This window comes from Rhizobium sp. SEMIA 4085 (genome assembly GCF_013004495.1).
GTDB lineage: Bacteria > Pseudomonadota > Alphaproteobacteria > Rhizobiales > Rhizobiaceae > Rhizobium > Rhizobium gallicum.
The window spans coordinates 1-14834 of the sequence record NZ_JABEPH010000129.1; the positions used below are offsets into that span (position 1 = coordinate 1).

Annotated in this window: 13 protein-coding genes; 4 read left to right on the forward strand and 9 right to left on the reverse strand. The window is 60.1% G+C overall.

Translation table 11 applies throughout. The annotated features are described in order from the left end of the window. From C9413_RS14835 to C9413_RS14870, 8 genes are all read right to left on the reverse strand, one after another. On the reverse strand, window positions 1–391 hold a 391-nt coding region (locus C9413_RS14835), incomplete at its 3' end, for a type VI secretion system baseplate subunit TssG (RefSeq protein ID WP_170250594.1). Next, entirely contained in the window at window positions 355–2229 is a 1875-nt protein-coding gene (gene tssF / locus C9413_RS14840) for a type VI secretion system baseplate subunit TssF (protein ID WP_040115645.1), read from the reverse strand. The genes tssF and C9413_RS14835, both read right to left, overlap by 37 nt. A gap of 2 nt (window positions 2230–2231) precedes the next feature. Further along, window positions 2232–2990: a type VI secretion system baseplate subunit TssE gene (gene tssE, locus C9413_RS14845; RefSeq protein ID WP_040115644.1), complete on the reverse strand. Its 759-nt coding sequence runs from the start codon at window positions 2988–2990 to the stop codon at window positions 2232–2234. Then, on the reverse strand, window positions 2977–3426 hold the full coding sequence (gene tssD / locus C9413_RS14850) for a type VI secretion system tube protein TssD (protein WP_040115643.1): 450 nt from the start codon (window positions 3424–3426) through the stop codon (window positions 2977–2979). Before tssD ends, tssE begins: the two co-directional genes overlap by 14 nt. A 28-nt stretch (window positions 3427–3454) precedes the next feature. Then, window positions 3455–4963 carry a type VI secretion system contractile sheath large subunit gene (gene tssC / locus C9413_RS14855; protein WP_040115642.1) on the reverse strand — a complete coding sequence of 503 codons (1509 nt, stop codon included), beginning with the start codon at window positions 4961–4963 and terminating at the stop codon, window positions 3455–3457. Window positions 4964–4966: 3 nt separating this feature from the next. Then, window positions 4967–5503, reverse strand: coding sequence for a type VI secretion system contractile sheath small subunit (tssB, locus tag C9413_RS14860; RefSeq protein WP_040115641.1), 537 nt, complete (start codon window positions 5501–5503; stop codon window positions 4967–4969). Beyond that, entirely contained in the window at window positions 5500–6663 is a 1164-nt protein-coding gene (locus tag C9413_RS14865) for a type VI secretion system ImpA family N-terminal domain-containing protein (protein WP_170250595.1), read from the reverse strand. Before C9413_RS14865 ends, tssB begins: the two co-directional genes overlap by 4 nt. A gap of 93 nt (window positions 6664–6756) precedes the next feature. Next, entirely contained in the window at window positions 6757–8850 is a 2094-nt protein-coding gene (locus C9413_RS14870; protein ID WP_040115639.1) for a serine/threonine-protein kinase, read from the reverse strand. Between the two features lie 158 nt (window positions 8851–9008). Here C9413_RS14870 and tssH point away from each other — a divergent pair, with 158 nt between their 5' ends. Next, entirely contained in the window at window positions 9009–11726 is a 2718-nt protein-coding gene (gene tssH, locus C9413_RS14875) for a type VI secretion system ATPase TssH (protein WP_040115638.1), read from the forward strand. 37 nt (window positions 11727–11763) lie between these two features. On the opposite strand, the gene C9413_RS14880 is transcribed toward tssH, so the two are convergent. Further along, window positions 11764–12510, reverse strand: coding sequence for an OmpA family protein (locus C9413_RS14880; protein WP_040115637.1), 747 nt, complete (start codon window positions 12508–12510; stop codon window positions 11764–11766). A 119-nt stretch (window positions 12511–12629) separates the two neighbouring features. On the opposite strand from C9413_RS14880, the gene C9413_RS14885 reads away from it, so the two are divergent. The 3 genes from C9413_RS14885 to C9413_RS14895 form a co-directional block, all read left to right on the forward strand. After that, entirely contained in the window at window positions 12630–13397 is a 768-nt protein-coding gene (locus C9413_RS14885; protein ID WP_040116606.1) for a protein phosphatase 2C domain-containing protein, read from the forward strand. Further along, the gene (locus C9413_RS14890) at window positions 13394–14299 is read left to right on the forward strand and encodes a M15 family metallopeptidase (RefSeq protein ID WP_040115636.1); all 906 of its coding nucleotides are present in this window, start codon (window positions 13394–13396) and stop codon (window positions 14297–14299) included. The genes C9413_RS14885 and C9413_RS14890 overlap by 4 nt, the downstream gene beginning before the upstream one ends. 44 nt (window positions 14300–14343) lie before the next feature. Further along, the coding region (locus tag C9413_RS14895; RefSeq protein WP_348648776.1) for a DotU family type IV/VI secretion system protein at window positions 14344–14834 on the forward strand (491 nt) is incomplete at its 3' end.

The window sequence follows — 14834 nt, forward strand, 5'->3', positions numbered from 1 at the left end:
GCTGAAGAATATTCACGAAATCGACGAAGGTCGTATCGCTGACCTCCCGCATGTCCGCCCTGGAAAACCAGCGTTGCGACAGCCGATCCAGCACCCAGCGCGTTAGGTAGAGGGGCATTGGACCCTCTGGTCCGAGCAATCCGAGGTTCGAGACCGTGACGCGCGCCGGCGTGGTTTCGGTGGCCGGCTCGACCTTCGCGACATCCTGCACGGCAAAACCGAGCCGCACATGCTGTCCGAGCCGCGCCGGTTCCCGGTCCGGGCGGCCGGCCTGCCCAAAAAGCCGTCCGTCGTCTTCGAGGCGCCGCAAGAGCTCGAAAAAGTCGAACGCCTCAAGGGATGGAGCAGCGTCGTTCAGATCAGGAAGCGATTGCCCGGCGCTATGGGCCATAGCACATCCTCCTGCTTTTGTATGATCCGCGCGCGGGTTCGCACGAAAGCGTTGATTGCCGCATAGCGAGCAAAAAGCCTTGCCAGCAGCGCCGAGAGCAACAACGTGCTGTGCCCGGCAAGCACGGATTGGTCGATATGAAGCGTAACCTCGGTGCCGCGCGCAAAACACATTGGCCCGGCGATTGCCAAGCGCTCGATCAAGGGTCGAGCCTCGACGCGGGCGACGGCGCGCACGTGCCGGCTGAGACTTGGATCCCCGCGGTTCGCGTAAAGCTCAAGTAGAGCGTGAAGCGGATCAACCCCGCGGCCCTCCTCAGCCAGGCTGAGGAAATTCAGCGAGAGTTGCGCGATGAGCCGCCAGGCGAGTTCATCGGCTCTGGAGCCTTCCACTGCTTCAGCCGGGAGCGTCGCTGGAATCGAGGGCCACGGCGGCCGCAGCGCGCCAAGGAGTTGGATGGTCTCGACGGGATCGCCGCTCTCGAGCGTGAGGGACGGCGTATCGTCCAATATCGGTAGATCGCGATTGGTGCACAGGGCCGTCACCTCGATCCGCTTCGGTGGCCGGGCGGCTTTGGACTGAGCCGGGCGCGAAAGCGTGATGAAGACATCGTCACCTGTATAGGAGGTCCGCGTTTGCCCCTGGCGAAGCTCGTCTTCACTCGGGCGCCGCGGGCGGCGTTCGGTAAAATAGACCCAGCCGTTTCCACGGTTCTGGCCCAGGCTGAAGAGAGCCGGCATCTCGGCGTCGGGGCCTTCGGCATCGGCATCTTCGACGCGGATTGCGCGATAGATCTCGAAATCCCGTGGGCGGGTGCGATCGGCGTGAAGCACTTGCCGGGTCCGCCGTGCATCGAGTTCGATGACATTGCAGCCGCGCTCGAACAGATTGATGATTGGCGTTGCGAAGAGTTCGAAATCTTTCGCTGCGATATTCGCCAGCTCGGGGATGGGACGCCGCAACAGAAAGAGCAGTTCCAGCCCAGCCCCGCAGCGCCGAACGACCGGCTGCAGCCCTGTGACGCGCACATAGTGAAATCTTTCCGGCGCGATGAAGTATTCCCGCAAAAGCCTGTAGCCTTCGAATGTTTCGCGTGTGCGCGGCATAAGTGCTTCCTCGTCGGAGATCCCGATCATCTCCGGCTCCGGAAGTGCGCTCAGGGCATTATCGCGTCCTTCGGGGCGGGCGCCGGTCGCGGCGCAAGCGCCAAAGAGCGTATCGAAGAGCAGCGACGCCTTGCTCTTGCTACCAAAATAAAGATCCAGGCGGTCGAGCGACAAGTCGCTGAGCTTGCCTTTGCCGGTTCGATTGAAGGTGATGCTCAATGCCGCCGAACCGGTTACGCCGTCAATCGGAGCAATCCCCGCTGCGGCGAGTGCGCTTCTATCCTGTATGTAGGTGGCCGAGGTAATCGCGAGCGGCCAGAGCATCACGTCCTGGGCCGTGGTATAGATGCACCGGGTGGAAAGGCCTGGGCGGACGCTTGAAACCAGCCGGGTCCCGCGCTTCACAAGGTGTCCTGCGAGCATCGTTTGAACCTGCTGGCCCGGCTTCAGCAAAGCCATGGCGGTTGCGGGCGTCGGCGAAACGAGATCCGGATAGAAATTTTCGAGCACGCTTCGTGCGAAACGGGAGCTTTCTGCATCCACCTTCTGTCGGGTGCGCGCGGCCAGATAAGCCACGCCATCCAGTAGGCGTTCGACGAAGGGGTCGGGACACGGAGCCGTATCAAGGGAAAGGTTGCGTGCGATCGAGGGATGCATATCTGCAAACTCGGCGGCGAGCGCGCGGATGTGGGTTAGTTCTTCCTCGTAATACTCCAGGAAGACCCGGTCCATGGTCAGGTGTCCTTAAGTTCAGTCCGCGCCGAACCGTCGTCGAGGTTGAGTATCGTGCGCAGGAGCAGCCGTTCGGGCGCCGGCGAGGTAAGCAGCAGTGCGTCGATGTCGATCCTGAGGCCGGTCGCCCTGTCGCCGAGGCTGACGGTAACTTTCGTCGCGCTTTCCTTCAGCCGAGGTTCAAACGCGGCGAGCACGCTTCGGATTTCCTTCGACAGTTCATCGCGGTCGAAGTCACGGGAGGAACGGCCGGAGAAGGGGGGAACCCCATAATTGATCACGCTGCGGCGAACTTCCGGGAAATCCTCAAGCGACGGAGGGTTGTCCCCAGCCTGATCTGCCTCTAAATCCGTCAAGAGTGGCGTGGATTCGAAGCGTTGTGCATTAAAAAGCGCCTCGATGTCGCGCCGCACTGCCTCGCGCAGCACATCGGTCGAGACAACGACGCCGCGACTTTCCAGTTCTGCCTGGCGTCGCTCAAGAGAGAACAGGCGGTGTATGTTCTTCTTCTGCTCGGCGCTGATATCCGCAGCAGCCTCCATTTGGTGAACCCCTGCGGCAACCAGCCCGTTCAGACGTTCGAGGTCTATCTCTTTCTGGATCGCCTGCCGAAGTTGGTTGATTTCCGAGTTGAGCCCCGGCAGGTCGTTCACCAGGCGATCCCACAAGGACGGCTGGATCGCTTCGCGAGTCGCCCGCAGTTGTCCCCCGGGTCTCGTCTTCCTTCCAAATCCTTTTTGCCAGCTGTCACTTGCCGACATAGACATCCATCTCGACCTCGTCATTGTCGTCGTAATTGAAAGTGATGTTCTTGTAAGCGAAGCCGACGCGCTCTTCGATCACATCTGGCTCTTCCTCACTCGGCTTCATGGTGTAGTTGGTCACCGAAGCTTCCTTCAACGTGATGACCAGGTAGTCGCTCGTTTCGCCTTCTATCGTTCTGCGCGCTGAAAACTTGACCTCGTCCAGAAGCTTGTTGTCGAACAGAGCCTTCTTCAGATAGGGCGAGGCCTTATCGTAGTGCTTGATGAAATTGAGCATGCCCAAGCTGACGCGGCCTCTCCGCGATAGCGAATTCGGATCGAAAGGAGCCTGCATTTCAAACTCCACTCCGTGCACCTCGATTTCGTCTACGTGGCCGTCGCGAACGCTCGGCCCCGTGATGTCAGGTACCTTGAGAAAACCGTCGATTTTCATGAATAACCTCCCATCGGCTAAATGTTGTTCAAGACTTCATAGACGGCAGCTCCGAAACGAGCCGGAGCGAAGCATTGATGCCTTCCAGCTGGTAGTGGGGCCGCAGATAAAACCGAGCATTGTACCAGCCGGGGCGACCTTCGACGCTGTCAACCTGGACCTCGGCGGCTGCAAGGGGACGTTTTGCGCGCGCTTTTTCGTCGGCGAAGGCAGGGTTGGCGAGAACGTAGCGGTTGATCCACTCCGTCAGCCAAATCTGCATGTCGGCACGTTCCTTGAATGAGCCAATCTTATCGCGAGCGATCGCCTTCAGGTAATGGGCGAAACGGGAAACCGGGAAAAGGTAGGGCAGATTTGCACTCAGTCTCTCGTTGGCCTGAGCATCCGGGTCGACCAGACGGCCGGCTCGCGCCTCGTCGTCTTGCAACGAATGGGCGCCGATGAAGGCAGCAATATCAGTGTTCTTGCGATGGAGGATCGGCATCAGCCCGAGCTTGGCGAGCTCGGCCTCGCGCCGATCGTCAATGGCGACCTCGGTCGGGCATTTCATCGCCACCGTCCCGTCGTCGGTCGGGAAGTTATGGACAGGGAGATTGATCACTGCCCCGCCGTTCTCGACCCCGCGGATTTGCGTGCCCCAGCCAAACAGCTTGTGGCTGCGGTTGATGTTGACCCCCATTGGGAAGGCCGCGTTCATCCAGACATATCGGTGATGGTCGCCCTGGACCTCTTCCTCGAACGCGAAGCCCTTCACAGGAACGGTTTCTGCGCCATAAGGCAGCCTCGCCAGCACCCGTGGCATTGTCAACCCTATGTAACGGGCGTCCTCGCTCTCGCGCAGTGACTGCCATGAGGCATAGGCCGGCGACGACACGATCTGTTGCAGGTCTTGCGGGTTAGGCAGTTCCTGCCAGCTTTCCATGCGGAACAGACGGGGGGCGGCGGCGGCAATGAAGGGGGTGTGCGCCGAGGCGCAGATGCCGGACATGTTGCGGAGGAGACCGGCATCCTTCGGGTGATTTGAGAATTCGTAGGCACCGATCAGGCAGCCAAAGGGGTTGCCGCCGAGCATCGAGTATTCGTCGGTGTAGACTTTCTTGAATATGGGGCTTTGGTCCCACATCTGACCCTCGTAATCCTCAAGGGTATCAGCCAACTCCTCCTTCGAAATGTTCATGACGCGGATCTTCAACTTTTGATCCGTCTCGGTATTGTTCACGAGGTACCACAGTCCGCGCCATGTCCCCTCCATCTGCAGCACTTCAGGCGCATGGAGAATTTCGTTGGTCTGCTCGGTCAGCAGCTTGTCGATGCCGGCAATCAAGGACTTGATCGATTTGATCGCGTTGGAAGAGATGACTGTCGATTCTGTACGGCCGCGCGCAGCAAGCGCCAGATTTCTGACCAAGGTTTGAAGCTTGTCGCTGTCATCTTTTTTGACCTTGAAGTCCTTTTCCAGAAGTTCGCTGAATTCCTGAAGGTCGACTTCTTTGGCTTCCGTGACACCAACTGCAGCGGTACTTTCCTGTTCGGCCATGGCTCAGACCTCCGACTTGCTGCTATCTTCGAGCGCCTGATCGGCGATCTTTCCCAACAGGGGCTCGTTGTTCAAAAGTTGCGCGATGCGTTTTTCGGCGTCGATGCGGCCATCCATGAAACCGAGCAATTCCTCAAGTTGGCCGCGCATTCTCAGGAGTTCTGCAAGCTGTGGAACTTGTTCGGCAATACGATCCGGCGCGAAATCGGCCATGCTCGTAAAGGTCAGGTCTAGCGTAAGCTCTTCGTCGCGCTCTTCGCCGGCAGGCTGGGGAAGGGTGTTCTTCACGCGGGCTTTGACGCGCGGGCTGAGTGCTTCCATGAAACGACCGAACCTGTTTGCGTCGGTTTCGACAAAGGAGCGGTCCCGGACGGACTTGCGGGCCTCCGGCGTCTGGGAGGCGCCCGCGAGATCCGCCATCACGCCCATGACGAACGGCAATTCGATGGTGGTCGGACTGCCGTAAGTTTCGACTTCGTAAGCGATCTGGACGCGAGGCGCCCGGTTTCGTTCAATTACCTTGGCCTTAGTTTCGCTCATTGGTGATCACCTTTCGTCCCAGGGACAGGTTTTTTTCTTTCCGGCACACCGGCCAGAAGCCGGAATTCCTTCAAACCGGAGGGCGCCAGGTCCTCCATGAGTTCCAGAAAATCCATCGGCCCCATTCGGTGGCTCCGTGGCGGCAGGAGGGGAACAGGACTCGACGGTTTAGTGCGGGCGGAGAAGGGAATGAAGAGGTTGATGCAGTTTGGGGCCTCCGCGGGAGAGGTGAGCCGCGACGGAAAGACTGCCGGTGCTCCGCTGTAAGCCGGAGCTGCGTCAGAGATCGTTTTTGCAGCCGCGCTCTCACGATCGAGCGTTTCCTCGTTTGCAGTTTCCTGCCTGGGGTTGGGCTTGACACGCTCAAGCGTAGAGATCACTCGCTGCAGGAAGCGACTGAGATCTGGCAAGGTCACGCGCACATCCCCGCCGAGTCGCCGATTGAGCGATGTCTCGAGGGCTTCCATCGCTGTGGCGGCAGCGTTTGCGCTGACGATGAGCGCGGACGCCTCGTCCCCGGCTTGTTCCGCAAACGCCGCGCAGCCGATCCTCACGCGATTGAGTAACTGGTCGTGCTCGCTTACGAGCGACGCCTTCTCAGCGTCGCTCAGTCCGGGTGCAGCCTCGTTGAGAACGGTTCGGGTGTCGAGAGCCCCGCGCTCGAGATCGCGCCCTGTGACGGGCCCGACGCTCCGTGGCGCAAAGAAAGTCATCTTCCGAAGATCGCCGAGTAGCCCATCCTTCTCGTTTTGGAGTTGGAGAAGAGCATTAGTCCGGCGCAGGGCGGCATCCCGTGGAGGCAAGCCCTCACGAAGTTCCGGATGCATCGTTTCCCAATGCATGTCGAAGCTTCCGGTGATCAGGTTCAAGCCTTCCGCGAGGCCAGCAAGACCTTGTTCATTTGCAAGGGCGCGGGTCACGATCACGAGGAGCCTCAGATCCCGTCCGTGCGGGCGCAACTCTTCTGATTTTCGAAGGACGATCGACCAATCGACCGGGACCTCGGTCCGTGAGACCGGGTTATTGCGTTCGTCGCGGCTGATCTCGATCTGCGGTTGCACAAGGCGTTCCAACTCGTGGAATCGTCCGTCATTCCGTAAGCTTTCGCCCGACGGGTTGTCGCCGTTCAGTGGACTTAACCAGAGAGCCGAGTTGAACAACAGATCCCCCCGTTAACCGACTAGTATTCCCCTACTTTTGCTTTTACCACAACTTCTTGTTCTAGACTAATGGCAGATTTCTGGGACTTGCAATTATTTGCGCGTGTCGATTAACCGGGTCGTCATTGACAGCATCGAGACATGACCGGCCGCTACCACTGCACGTAAATCTTCGGCAAAGGACTTGGTGGACTCGGTTGTTGGTCGAAGCTGGGGGAAAAGCGGCTGGTCTGTCTGCATAGCAATTATCAGAGTTCTGCCGAAGGTGTTGTCGACGGCGAAGGTGAGCTTTGCGGGGTCGGCGGCACCCTCTGCCGTTGGATAGGCGACCCGAATGGTGCGCATGCCATCTGTCACGGTCCCGATTTCGGCGAGTGCATGATCGGGTCTTTTGATGTTCGGAAGAACATTGAAGAGATTGCCGGTGACGTCGGCGATGGCGACCCACAAGTACCCCTTGTCGAGCGAAGCCGGCGCGAGCACGTCGATAACGGGATTGTCGCCAACCGAATAGATGCCGGACATGTTCGGCTCGGATCTGTCGCCATAGCCAAGAACGATCGTCATCTGACCTTGCGGCGTATCCGGCAGCAGCACTTGAACAACGCACAGCTGGGCGCTGAGTACCGTGGTATCGAAGCGCAGCTCGCGATCTCCGACGTGGGGTGCGAGTGCCTGCTGGAGGGCGTCAATGTCGCCGCTTGAAGCGACGTCTCCTTGGATGGAGATCGTTGATCCGAGGGGAAAGGTACCGCCCTCCGGTTGTTGAACGCGCAGTGGGCCGCAGGTCTGAAGCGGCACGATAAGGGGTTTCAGTTGGTCCGGCGACAGATCTCGCGGGCCGGCAGCAATACGGGCGACAGGCCGGTAGCCGGCCGCTTTTGCTGCCGCATTAAATCGTGTGACCGCAGCTTCGCGTCCCGCTTTATCGGCGGCGAGGCCCGAGAGGCGGACCGTTCGATCAGCTATTTCAAGCTTCCACTCGTCGAGCGGAACGGCGGCCGCAAAAAAGACATCGACGTCCTGCGACCACCGTTGGGATGGCGCGCCCTGGGCGAGTGTGAGGGCGTTATTAGGTGGGGGAAGCCCGACCGTGCGGGTGAAGTTTGCTAGGATTGCCTGATGCTGGTCGGCGTCGGGAGCGAAACCGGCAAGCGTGGGCCGCCCTTGCGCGTCCACCCCGGCAGTGAGTTTGTAGGGCGTCGCGATCGGCAGGGCAGTCGGAGACAAGCTTTCAAAAACTCCGAGAAGCCAAAGTCCGCCAATAGCGGCCAGCGCCGCAAGAGGCAGAATAAGAAGCCATGGCCGCAACATGAGCCTCTTGTTGCGCCCGCCCGGCCGTGCTTTGGCGTGACCAGGTTGCAGCAACCGTCCGATTTCATTCACGACCGCGGCGGCACTCGGTGGCCGGTGGGCCGGGTCAGGCTGAGTGAGGTCGTCGATCAGCGTCTTGAGCGGTTCTGGAACGCCCGAGGTGTCAAGCCGGCGCTCCTTATGACGGACGACCTCGCCCGGACTCCTTCCGACGTCTGGAACCCTTCCCCGAAAGGTTGCGAGCAGCGATGCGCCCAAGGCATAAAGGTCGGACCGCGGCTCCGCTTGCCCATGCATCTGCTCCGGCGCGGCATATTCATACTTGCCCGCAAACTCGTTGCCGACAATCGTGCGCGCTCCTGTGTTGCTGTCCTTGGCGATACCAAAATCGATAATGACGGCTTCCTCCGGCCTGCCGTCGCGAAGGATGATGTTGTCAGGAGAAAGGTCGCGGTGGACGATCTTGCGCTCGTGCGTTGCGACAAGACCTTCGGCCACTCTGTGTGCCACCACTAGCAGATCCCGCGCGGTAGCCCCGCCCTGCTCGAGCCACTCACTGAGCGGCGTGCCGGCAACGTAGTCCATCACCAGATAGACGTGGCCGTCGCCGGTCTGGCTGCAGTCGGTGTAGCGCACGACCGCGTGGTGGGAGATGCTGCGCATCTCCTCCTCTCGCTTCATAAGCTCCAGATAGCCGGCATTTGCCGAGAGCTCCCGCTTCAGCGCCTTAAGCGCCACCACGCGGCCGGTGATCCGGTTGCTTGCTCGATAGACTTCACCTGTTCCACCGCGGCCGAGGACACCCTCGATCTCGTAGGTGTTGTTGAGCACCTGTCCTTTGCGGAAGATGTCGCCAGGCAGAGGATCAATCATCTGGAGCCTCCCAGCGCACCCAGAACCACGCGACATAATATTCATCAAGAACACGCGGGTCGAATATTTGTCAAGAATACACTAATGTGGCACGCTGTGACTAGCGATCGAAGACCAGCGACGCCCTATTCAAGATCACATGATAGGAGCCGACCGACATGCAGCAGAGCTTCAAGCGCAAGGAACTGGTCGGCAAACTCAATCCCGTTTGCTTGCGCGCTTTCAAGGCGGCGGCGGACGCGGCCAAGCTTCGCGGCAATCCCTATGTCGAACTCGTTCACTGGATCGAACAGCTGGCCCTGGTCGACCGCGCAGATTTTCAGCTTATCTTCCACGATGCTGGCGTGGATCTCGGCCGGCTTGCTGCCGATATGGCGAGGGCGATAGACAAGCTTCCCTATGGCGCTACCTCCATCGAGGAGTTTTCCGATCACATCTTTCATGCCATCCAGGAGGCCTGGAGCCTGGCAAACCTGCAGTTCGGATCTGACGAGGTTCGCGGAGTGCATGTTCTGCTGGCCTGCAGAAAGGTAGCGGTACTTGACGGGCTTCTGTTGAAGATCAGCGCCGAATTCGATCGGATCGAGGCGGATTCCCTGATCCCCCGGCTGGACGACGTGCTGGCCGGATCACTTGAGAATGCCGGCAAGGCCGAAGCTCCAGACCCGTCGCGGAAAAAACGCCCCGCGGGCGGCGACTCCGCACTGGCGAAATACGCCACCGACCTCACCCGGCGCGCACGCGACGGCCAAATTGACCCGGTCCTGGGCCGGGATCCAGAGATCCGGCAGATTGTCGATATCCTCATGCGCCGGCGCCAGAATAACCCGATCCTGACCGGCGAAGCCGGAGTGGGAAAGACGGCGGTGGTCGAGGGTTTTGCGCTCCGCCTTGCAGAAGGAGATGTGCCGCCGCCGCTGAAAGGTGTGGCGCTACACCTGCTGGACATCGGTTTGATGCAGGCAGGGGCGAGCGTCAAGGGCGAGTTCGAGAAGCGGCTGAAGACAGTCATCGAGGAAGTCCAGGCATCTGAAACTCCGATCATCCTCTTCATCGATGAAGCTCATACACTGATCGGGGCAGGCGGGGCAGCGGGAACGGGAGACGCGGCAAATCTTCTTAAACCGGCATTGGCGCGTGGCGAGCTGCGCACGATCGCTGCAACGACATGGGCAGAATACAAGCAGCATATCGAGAAAGACCCGGCTTTGACCCGCCGCTTCCAGGTGGTCAAGGTTGAAGAGCCTGATGAAGAAGCCGCCATCCTGATGTTGCGTGGCGTGGCAGGCGTGCTGGAGAAGCACCATCAGGTGCAGATTTTGGACGAAGCCATCGAGACAGCCGTCAGCCTTTCACATCGCTATATCCCCGCACGCCAACTGCCGGACAAGGCAATCAGCCTACTCGATACGGCCTGCGCGCGCGTGGCGGTATCGCAGCACGCGACACCGGCTGAGGTCGAAGATCTTCTGCGGCGCAAGCAGTCTCTCGAGGTCGAGCAGGGCATTATCGGGCGCGAAGCTGCAATCGGCATCGAGGTCGCGGAGCGCCAGTCGAAGGTCGAAGCCTCGCTCGTCGAGACGGAAGCCGCGTTGCTTTCCGCAAAGGCCCGTTGGGAAAAGGAACAGTCAATGGTCTCCGAAATCCTCGATCTACGGGCGGGGCTACGGGGAAAGGGAGTTAAGCTTGATGCGGTGCTGGCCGAGGGAGAAGCAGACCAGGAATTGCCGGTGGCCGCTGACGTGGATCTCCCCGAGCAGGAGAGCGGCGATGGAGTACTCCCGAACCAGGGCGCCGATCTTGCACGGCTCAAGGTGCTGATGGCGGAACTTGCGGGCGTTCAGGGCGAGACGCCGCTCATCCTGCTTTCCGTCGACAGGAACGCTGTGGCCTCCGTCGTGCAGGACTGGACGGGTATTCCCGTCGGCCGGATGCTGACCAGCCAGACTGAAAAAGCGCTACAGCTCGCCGAGGTTCTGGGAGAGCGCGTCGTCGGCCAGGAATTTGCAATGGAATCAATCGCGCGGCGCGTGCAAACCAGCCGTGCGGGACTTGGCTCACCTGAAAAGCCTGTGGGCGTTTTCCTGCTGTGCGGCCCTTCAGGCGTCGGCAAGACAGAAACGGCGCTGGCGCTCGCCGAAGCTCTCTATGGAGGCGAACAGAATCTGATTTCGATCAACATGTCGGAATTTCAGGAGGCACACACAGTTTCTACCCTCAAGGGTGCCCCTCCCGGCTATGTCGGCTACGGCAAGGGAGGGGTACTGACCGAAGCCGTGCGGCGGCGCCCCTATTCCGTCATTTTGCTCGATGAAGTCGAGAAGGCGCACCCGGATGTGCACGAGATCTTCTTCCAGGTTTTCGACAAGGGAATGATGGACGACAGCGAGGGCCGACGGATCGACTTTAGGAACACCCTTATCCTGCTGACGTCGAATGTCGGTTCGGACGTTATCATGAAGCGAACAGACGGCGGCAGGACGCGGCCGCCGCTTGAGGAACTCGAAAGCGCACTGCGGCCGCCACTGCTGAAAGTGTTTCCGCCAGCGTTCCTCGGGCGGGTGATTGTCGTACCTTATTACCCGCTCTCAGATTCAATGATCGATGCGATCACACAACATCATTTCGCCAAGATCGCGCGCCGACTGCGCGCCAGCCATGACGCCGAACTGGTCATCGGGAACGGGGTTCTGGAATTGATCAAGGCTCGGTGCACCGAAGTTGAATCGGGGGGGCGCATGATCGACGCGATCTTGACAAACACGCTACTGCCGACGCTGAGCCAAGGCGTTCTGAACTGGGCACTCGAAGGCAAACGTCTCACCAAGGCCACGGTCGGAGCATCTGCCGAAGGCTTCACCTACGCGTTTGAATAAGAAAAGTGCTCCCGCCAGCTAGCAGCTGCAGCCGTCTTTAGCTCACAGCCTGGAATTCTACGCGCCTGTTCTCGTCAGCCTTCGGATTTTCCTGGTTGAGAAGAAACTGCTCGCCTGCCCCAACTGCTTCGAGCCGTTCCCGAGCGATGTTGCAATCATCCGTGAAGAAGCGGGTTACCTCCTTCGCGCGCAGGACTGACAGGTGCTGATTGTAGCTTGCGCCTCCGACAGCATCCGTGTGACCGATGATACGGACGAGTTTGATGTCCATATCCTTCATTACTCCGCAAAGCTTCTGCAGCATCGCCTTTTGGTTCGGAGCTATGGCTGCTGAATCGAAGTCGAAATTTACGCGGACGTTGATCTGGTCGTCGGGCGGCAGCTTCCAGTATGTCTGCGGATCGCTTGTCACTGCTGCGGATACGGCAGTCGTCGGTGATGTCGCTGTCGGTTGCGGGATTGATGGCTGTCCTACAGCTGGGGCAGCTTGGGTTCCTTGGGAAGCAATGGCTGCAGGGGCAGGGGGAGCCGGAGCGGGTTTGGCTGCGCCGGTTTCCGGCGTGGCAATTGTCACCGGTACGGCCGCGGCTTTGGGCGTGGAATTGGAGTTGGTAAGAACCAGGCCACGCGTGGCTCCGAGCCGTGCCGCCTTGAACAACTCGATCTGTCGCTGAAAGCGCTCTTTAAGCGCCGAATCGTTCAGTTCCTGCGCACCCAAATCAGTTTGGGTCACGAAGAATAGAGCGAGAAACACCGTCAGCTTGGTGGTCAGCAGGCGCTTCATCTTAGGCTCCTTTGGCAAAAAGGTTTCGCCTCCTATGAAATTACTATAGGATGACTTTAGCTGCAACCGATCCGCTAGCCGCTCTCGCGACGGATCGATCTAATGGGGTTCATCCGATCATGACCCCGGATTCTCGGGACAATGCTTCAACGCGCGTGCCCAACCGGCCGGGCAGGCCGCAAGGAGCGGGACTAAGTCATACCGGGCATGTGCGAACAAACAACGAAGACGCGATTCTCACCGATCCCTCGGGTGTCCTTTGGGCAGTAGCTGACGGGATGGGCGGCTACGGCCACGGCGACGTCGCAGCTGACCTGGTCATCGAACAGCTCGCCCTGATCCCGCACACTCCCGTTTCCGGCGCTCACCTCGTTGCTGCGCTGCAGTCAGCCAATTCCGCCGTCCGTCGTTGGGCGGCTTCGGCCAATGTGCCACAGATGGGCGCTACAGTGGTCGCGGCACTCGTCGACGGCGGAGCGACGACAATCGCTTGGGTGGGAGATAGCCGAGCCTATCGTTTGCGAGGAGGTGAGTTGCTGCAACTCACGCGCGACCATTCGGTAGTGCAGGAACTTCTCGATGATGGGCACCTTAGCCCCGCCGGTGTCCGGCAGCACCCGCAATCCCACGTTGTTACTCGGGCAATCGGCGCCGCCGACCGTCTGGACGTGGATTGCGTCGAAGTCGCGCTAGAGCCGGGCGACTTTCTTCTTCTTTGCTCCGACGGATTGACCGATTGTCTTGCCGAGCGCGAGATCATCAATCACTTGAGCGCGCCGAGCCCAGACGCCGCCTGCCGGCGACTGGTAGCGGCCGCTCTCGATCAGGGCGCTCCAGACAATGTCTCTGTGGTAGTCGTTCGGATTGACGGAGATGCAGCGCCTTGAGGCCATTAAATCCGATTGCGGCTGTCGTCATTGGAATGAGCGTCATTCTTGCGGCGGCCGTTTTCGCGTTTGTTGGCGACCTGCTTCGGGACACGGACCGTGATCCGAATGCAGGAAGGATCGATCGGTTAACTCAACAGCTCGCTCAGCAGGACAGAGAGATCCAGTCGCTGCGAGCTGAACTGAACTCGGTCGAAAGAAAGGTGACGGAACTTGAGGGAAAAGTGAAAGAACGAGCGCAGGCGCGCCCCGAGCCCGTCCCGCCAGGCACCGACATCACCCCGTCGCCCGGGGAACCTCTGAGCCAGCAGTCATTTTCGATCGACCAGTTCGGCGGTATGGCGCCGCCCGAGGAGACCGAAAATATGACGGAGCCCATGCAGCTGGCGAAGAAGCGCTTCAACGAGGGCGTCATACGCCCGACCCCGGCAGTGCTCCGCCAAATCCTTGGCGAGCCGCGAACTACCTATTCCACAAGCTGCCAGCCGGTCAACAACCCGAAATTGCTGAGAAACCTAGTAACCCGAGAAATAGGACATTTCCGCCTAACGATGATCAAGCCCGCCCTCGATTCGCTGGGGCATATCATGGAGCGCCTCCGAAAGGAGGAGCCGGATATCTATGCCGCGATCGGCACTGCTGGTGCGCTGTGCGCGCGTTATGTGCGAGGCTCGAACAGGTCGGTGTCGTCGCATGCCTGGGGCGCGGCCGTCGATCTGACACTCAAGAAGGACCTCGACAGGATGGGAGATAGCAGCACGCAGTTCGGACTTGTCGTGCTCGCAGAGTTCTTCAACGATGCCGGTTGGTATTGGGGTGCTGGCTATACCCGCGAAGATTCCATGCATTTTGAAGTGGGTGAGGCGCTGCTTCGTAAATGGGCCGCGGAGGGCCAACTGTGAGAGACTATTTCCAGACTCCGGGTCGGGATGGAGTGGGAGCGGACGTGCTTCCAGCACTGGCCGAGCCTCTGCTTGGCCTCGCGAAGCGAGCCGAAAGCGAGAAGCGGCCTGATCCGCAGGAGTTGGCCGCGACCGCTCGCATGCTCGTGGCCGAGTTCGAGAAAGAAGGACGCCGCAGGAACGTTCCGCCGGATTGGATTCTCGATGCGCGCGACGCGCTCGTGGTGTTGCTCGATGTCCGTGTGCGTAGCAATCCGGCGCTGCCAATCAGACGGTGGGAGCGTGCGCTCGCGGCCGCTCTTCCGATCAGCCACATGATTGGCGCCGATGGTCTCGCCGAAAGGGCGGCCCAGGCGGCGAAAGGGGGGCTCGCGCGGCGTGATCTGGCGCGCTTTCTCGGGCACTGCAGTGAAGCCGTTCAAGCTGCACAGACGAAGGAGGAGCAGCACAGAACGCGCGCAGATCGCGGCCTGGTCGGTCTTCCGGTGGCTCTGTGCTTCGCGGTGCTGGGGGCCGGGGCCGGGGGGGCGGCATG

What these genes read in the sequence shown, in the direction of transcription:
- tssF (WP_040115645.1), bottom strand. Translation starts at nt 2,229, where the DNA reads ATGGACCGGGTCTTCCTGGAGTATTACGAGGAAGAACTAACCCACATC.
- C9413_RS14885 (WP_040116606.1), top strand. Translation starts at nt 12,630, where the DNA reads ATGACCCCGGATTCTCGGGACAATGCTTCAACGCGCGTGCCCAACCGG.
- C9413_RS14880 (WP_040115637.1), bottom strand. Translation starts at nt 12,510, where the DNA reads ATGAAGCGCCTGCTGACCACCAAGCTGACGGTGTTTCTCGCTCTATTC.
- tssH (WP_040115638.1), top strand. Translation starts at nt 9,009, where the DNA reads ATGCAGCAGAGCTTCAAGCGCAAGGAACTGGTCGGCAAACTCAATCCC.
- tssC (WP_040115642.1), bottom strand. Translation starts at nt 4,963, where the DNA reads ATGGCCGAACAGGAAAGTACCGCTGCAGTTGGTGTCACGGAAGCCAAA.
- C9413_RS14870 (WP_040115639.1), bottom strand. Translation starts at nt 8,850, where the DNA reads ATGATTGATCCTCTGCCTGGCGACATCTTCCGCAAAGGACAGGTGCTC.
- tssB (WP_040115641.1), bottom strand. Translation starts at nt 5,503, where the DNA reads ATGAGCGAAACTAAGGCCAAGGTAATTGAACGAAACCGGGCGCCTCGC.
- tssD (WP_040115643.1), bottom strand. Translation starts at nt 3,426, where the DNA reads ATGAAAATCGACGGTTTTCTCAAGGTACCTGACATCACGGGGCCGAGC.
- tssE (WP_040115644.1), bottom strand. Translation starts at nt 2,990, where the DNA reads ATGTCGGCAAGTGACAGCTGGCAAAAAGGATTTGGAAGGAAGACGAGA.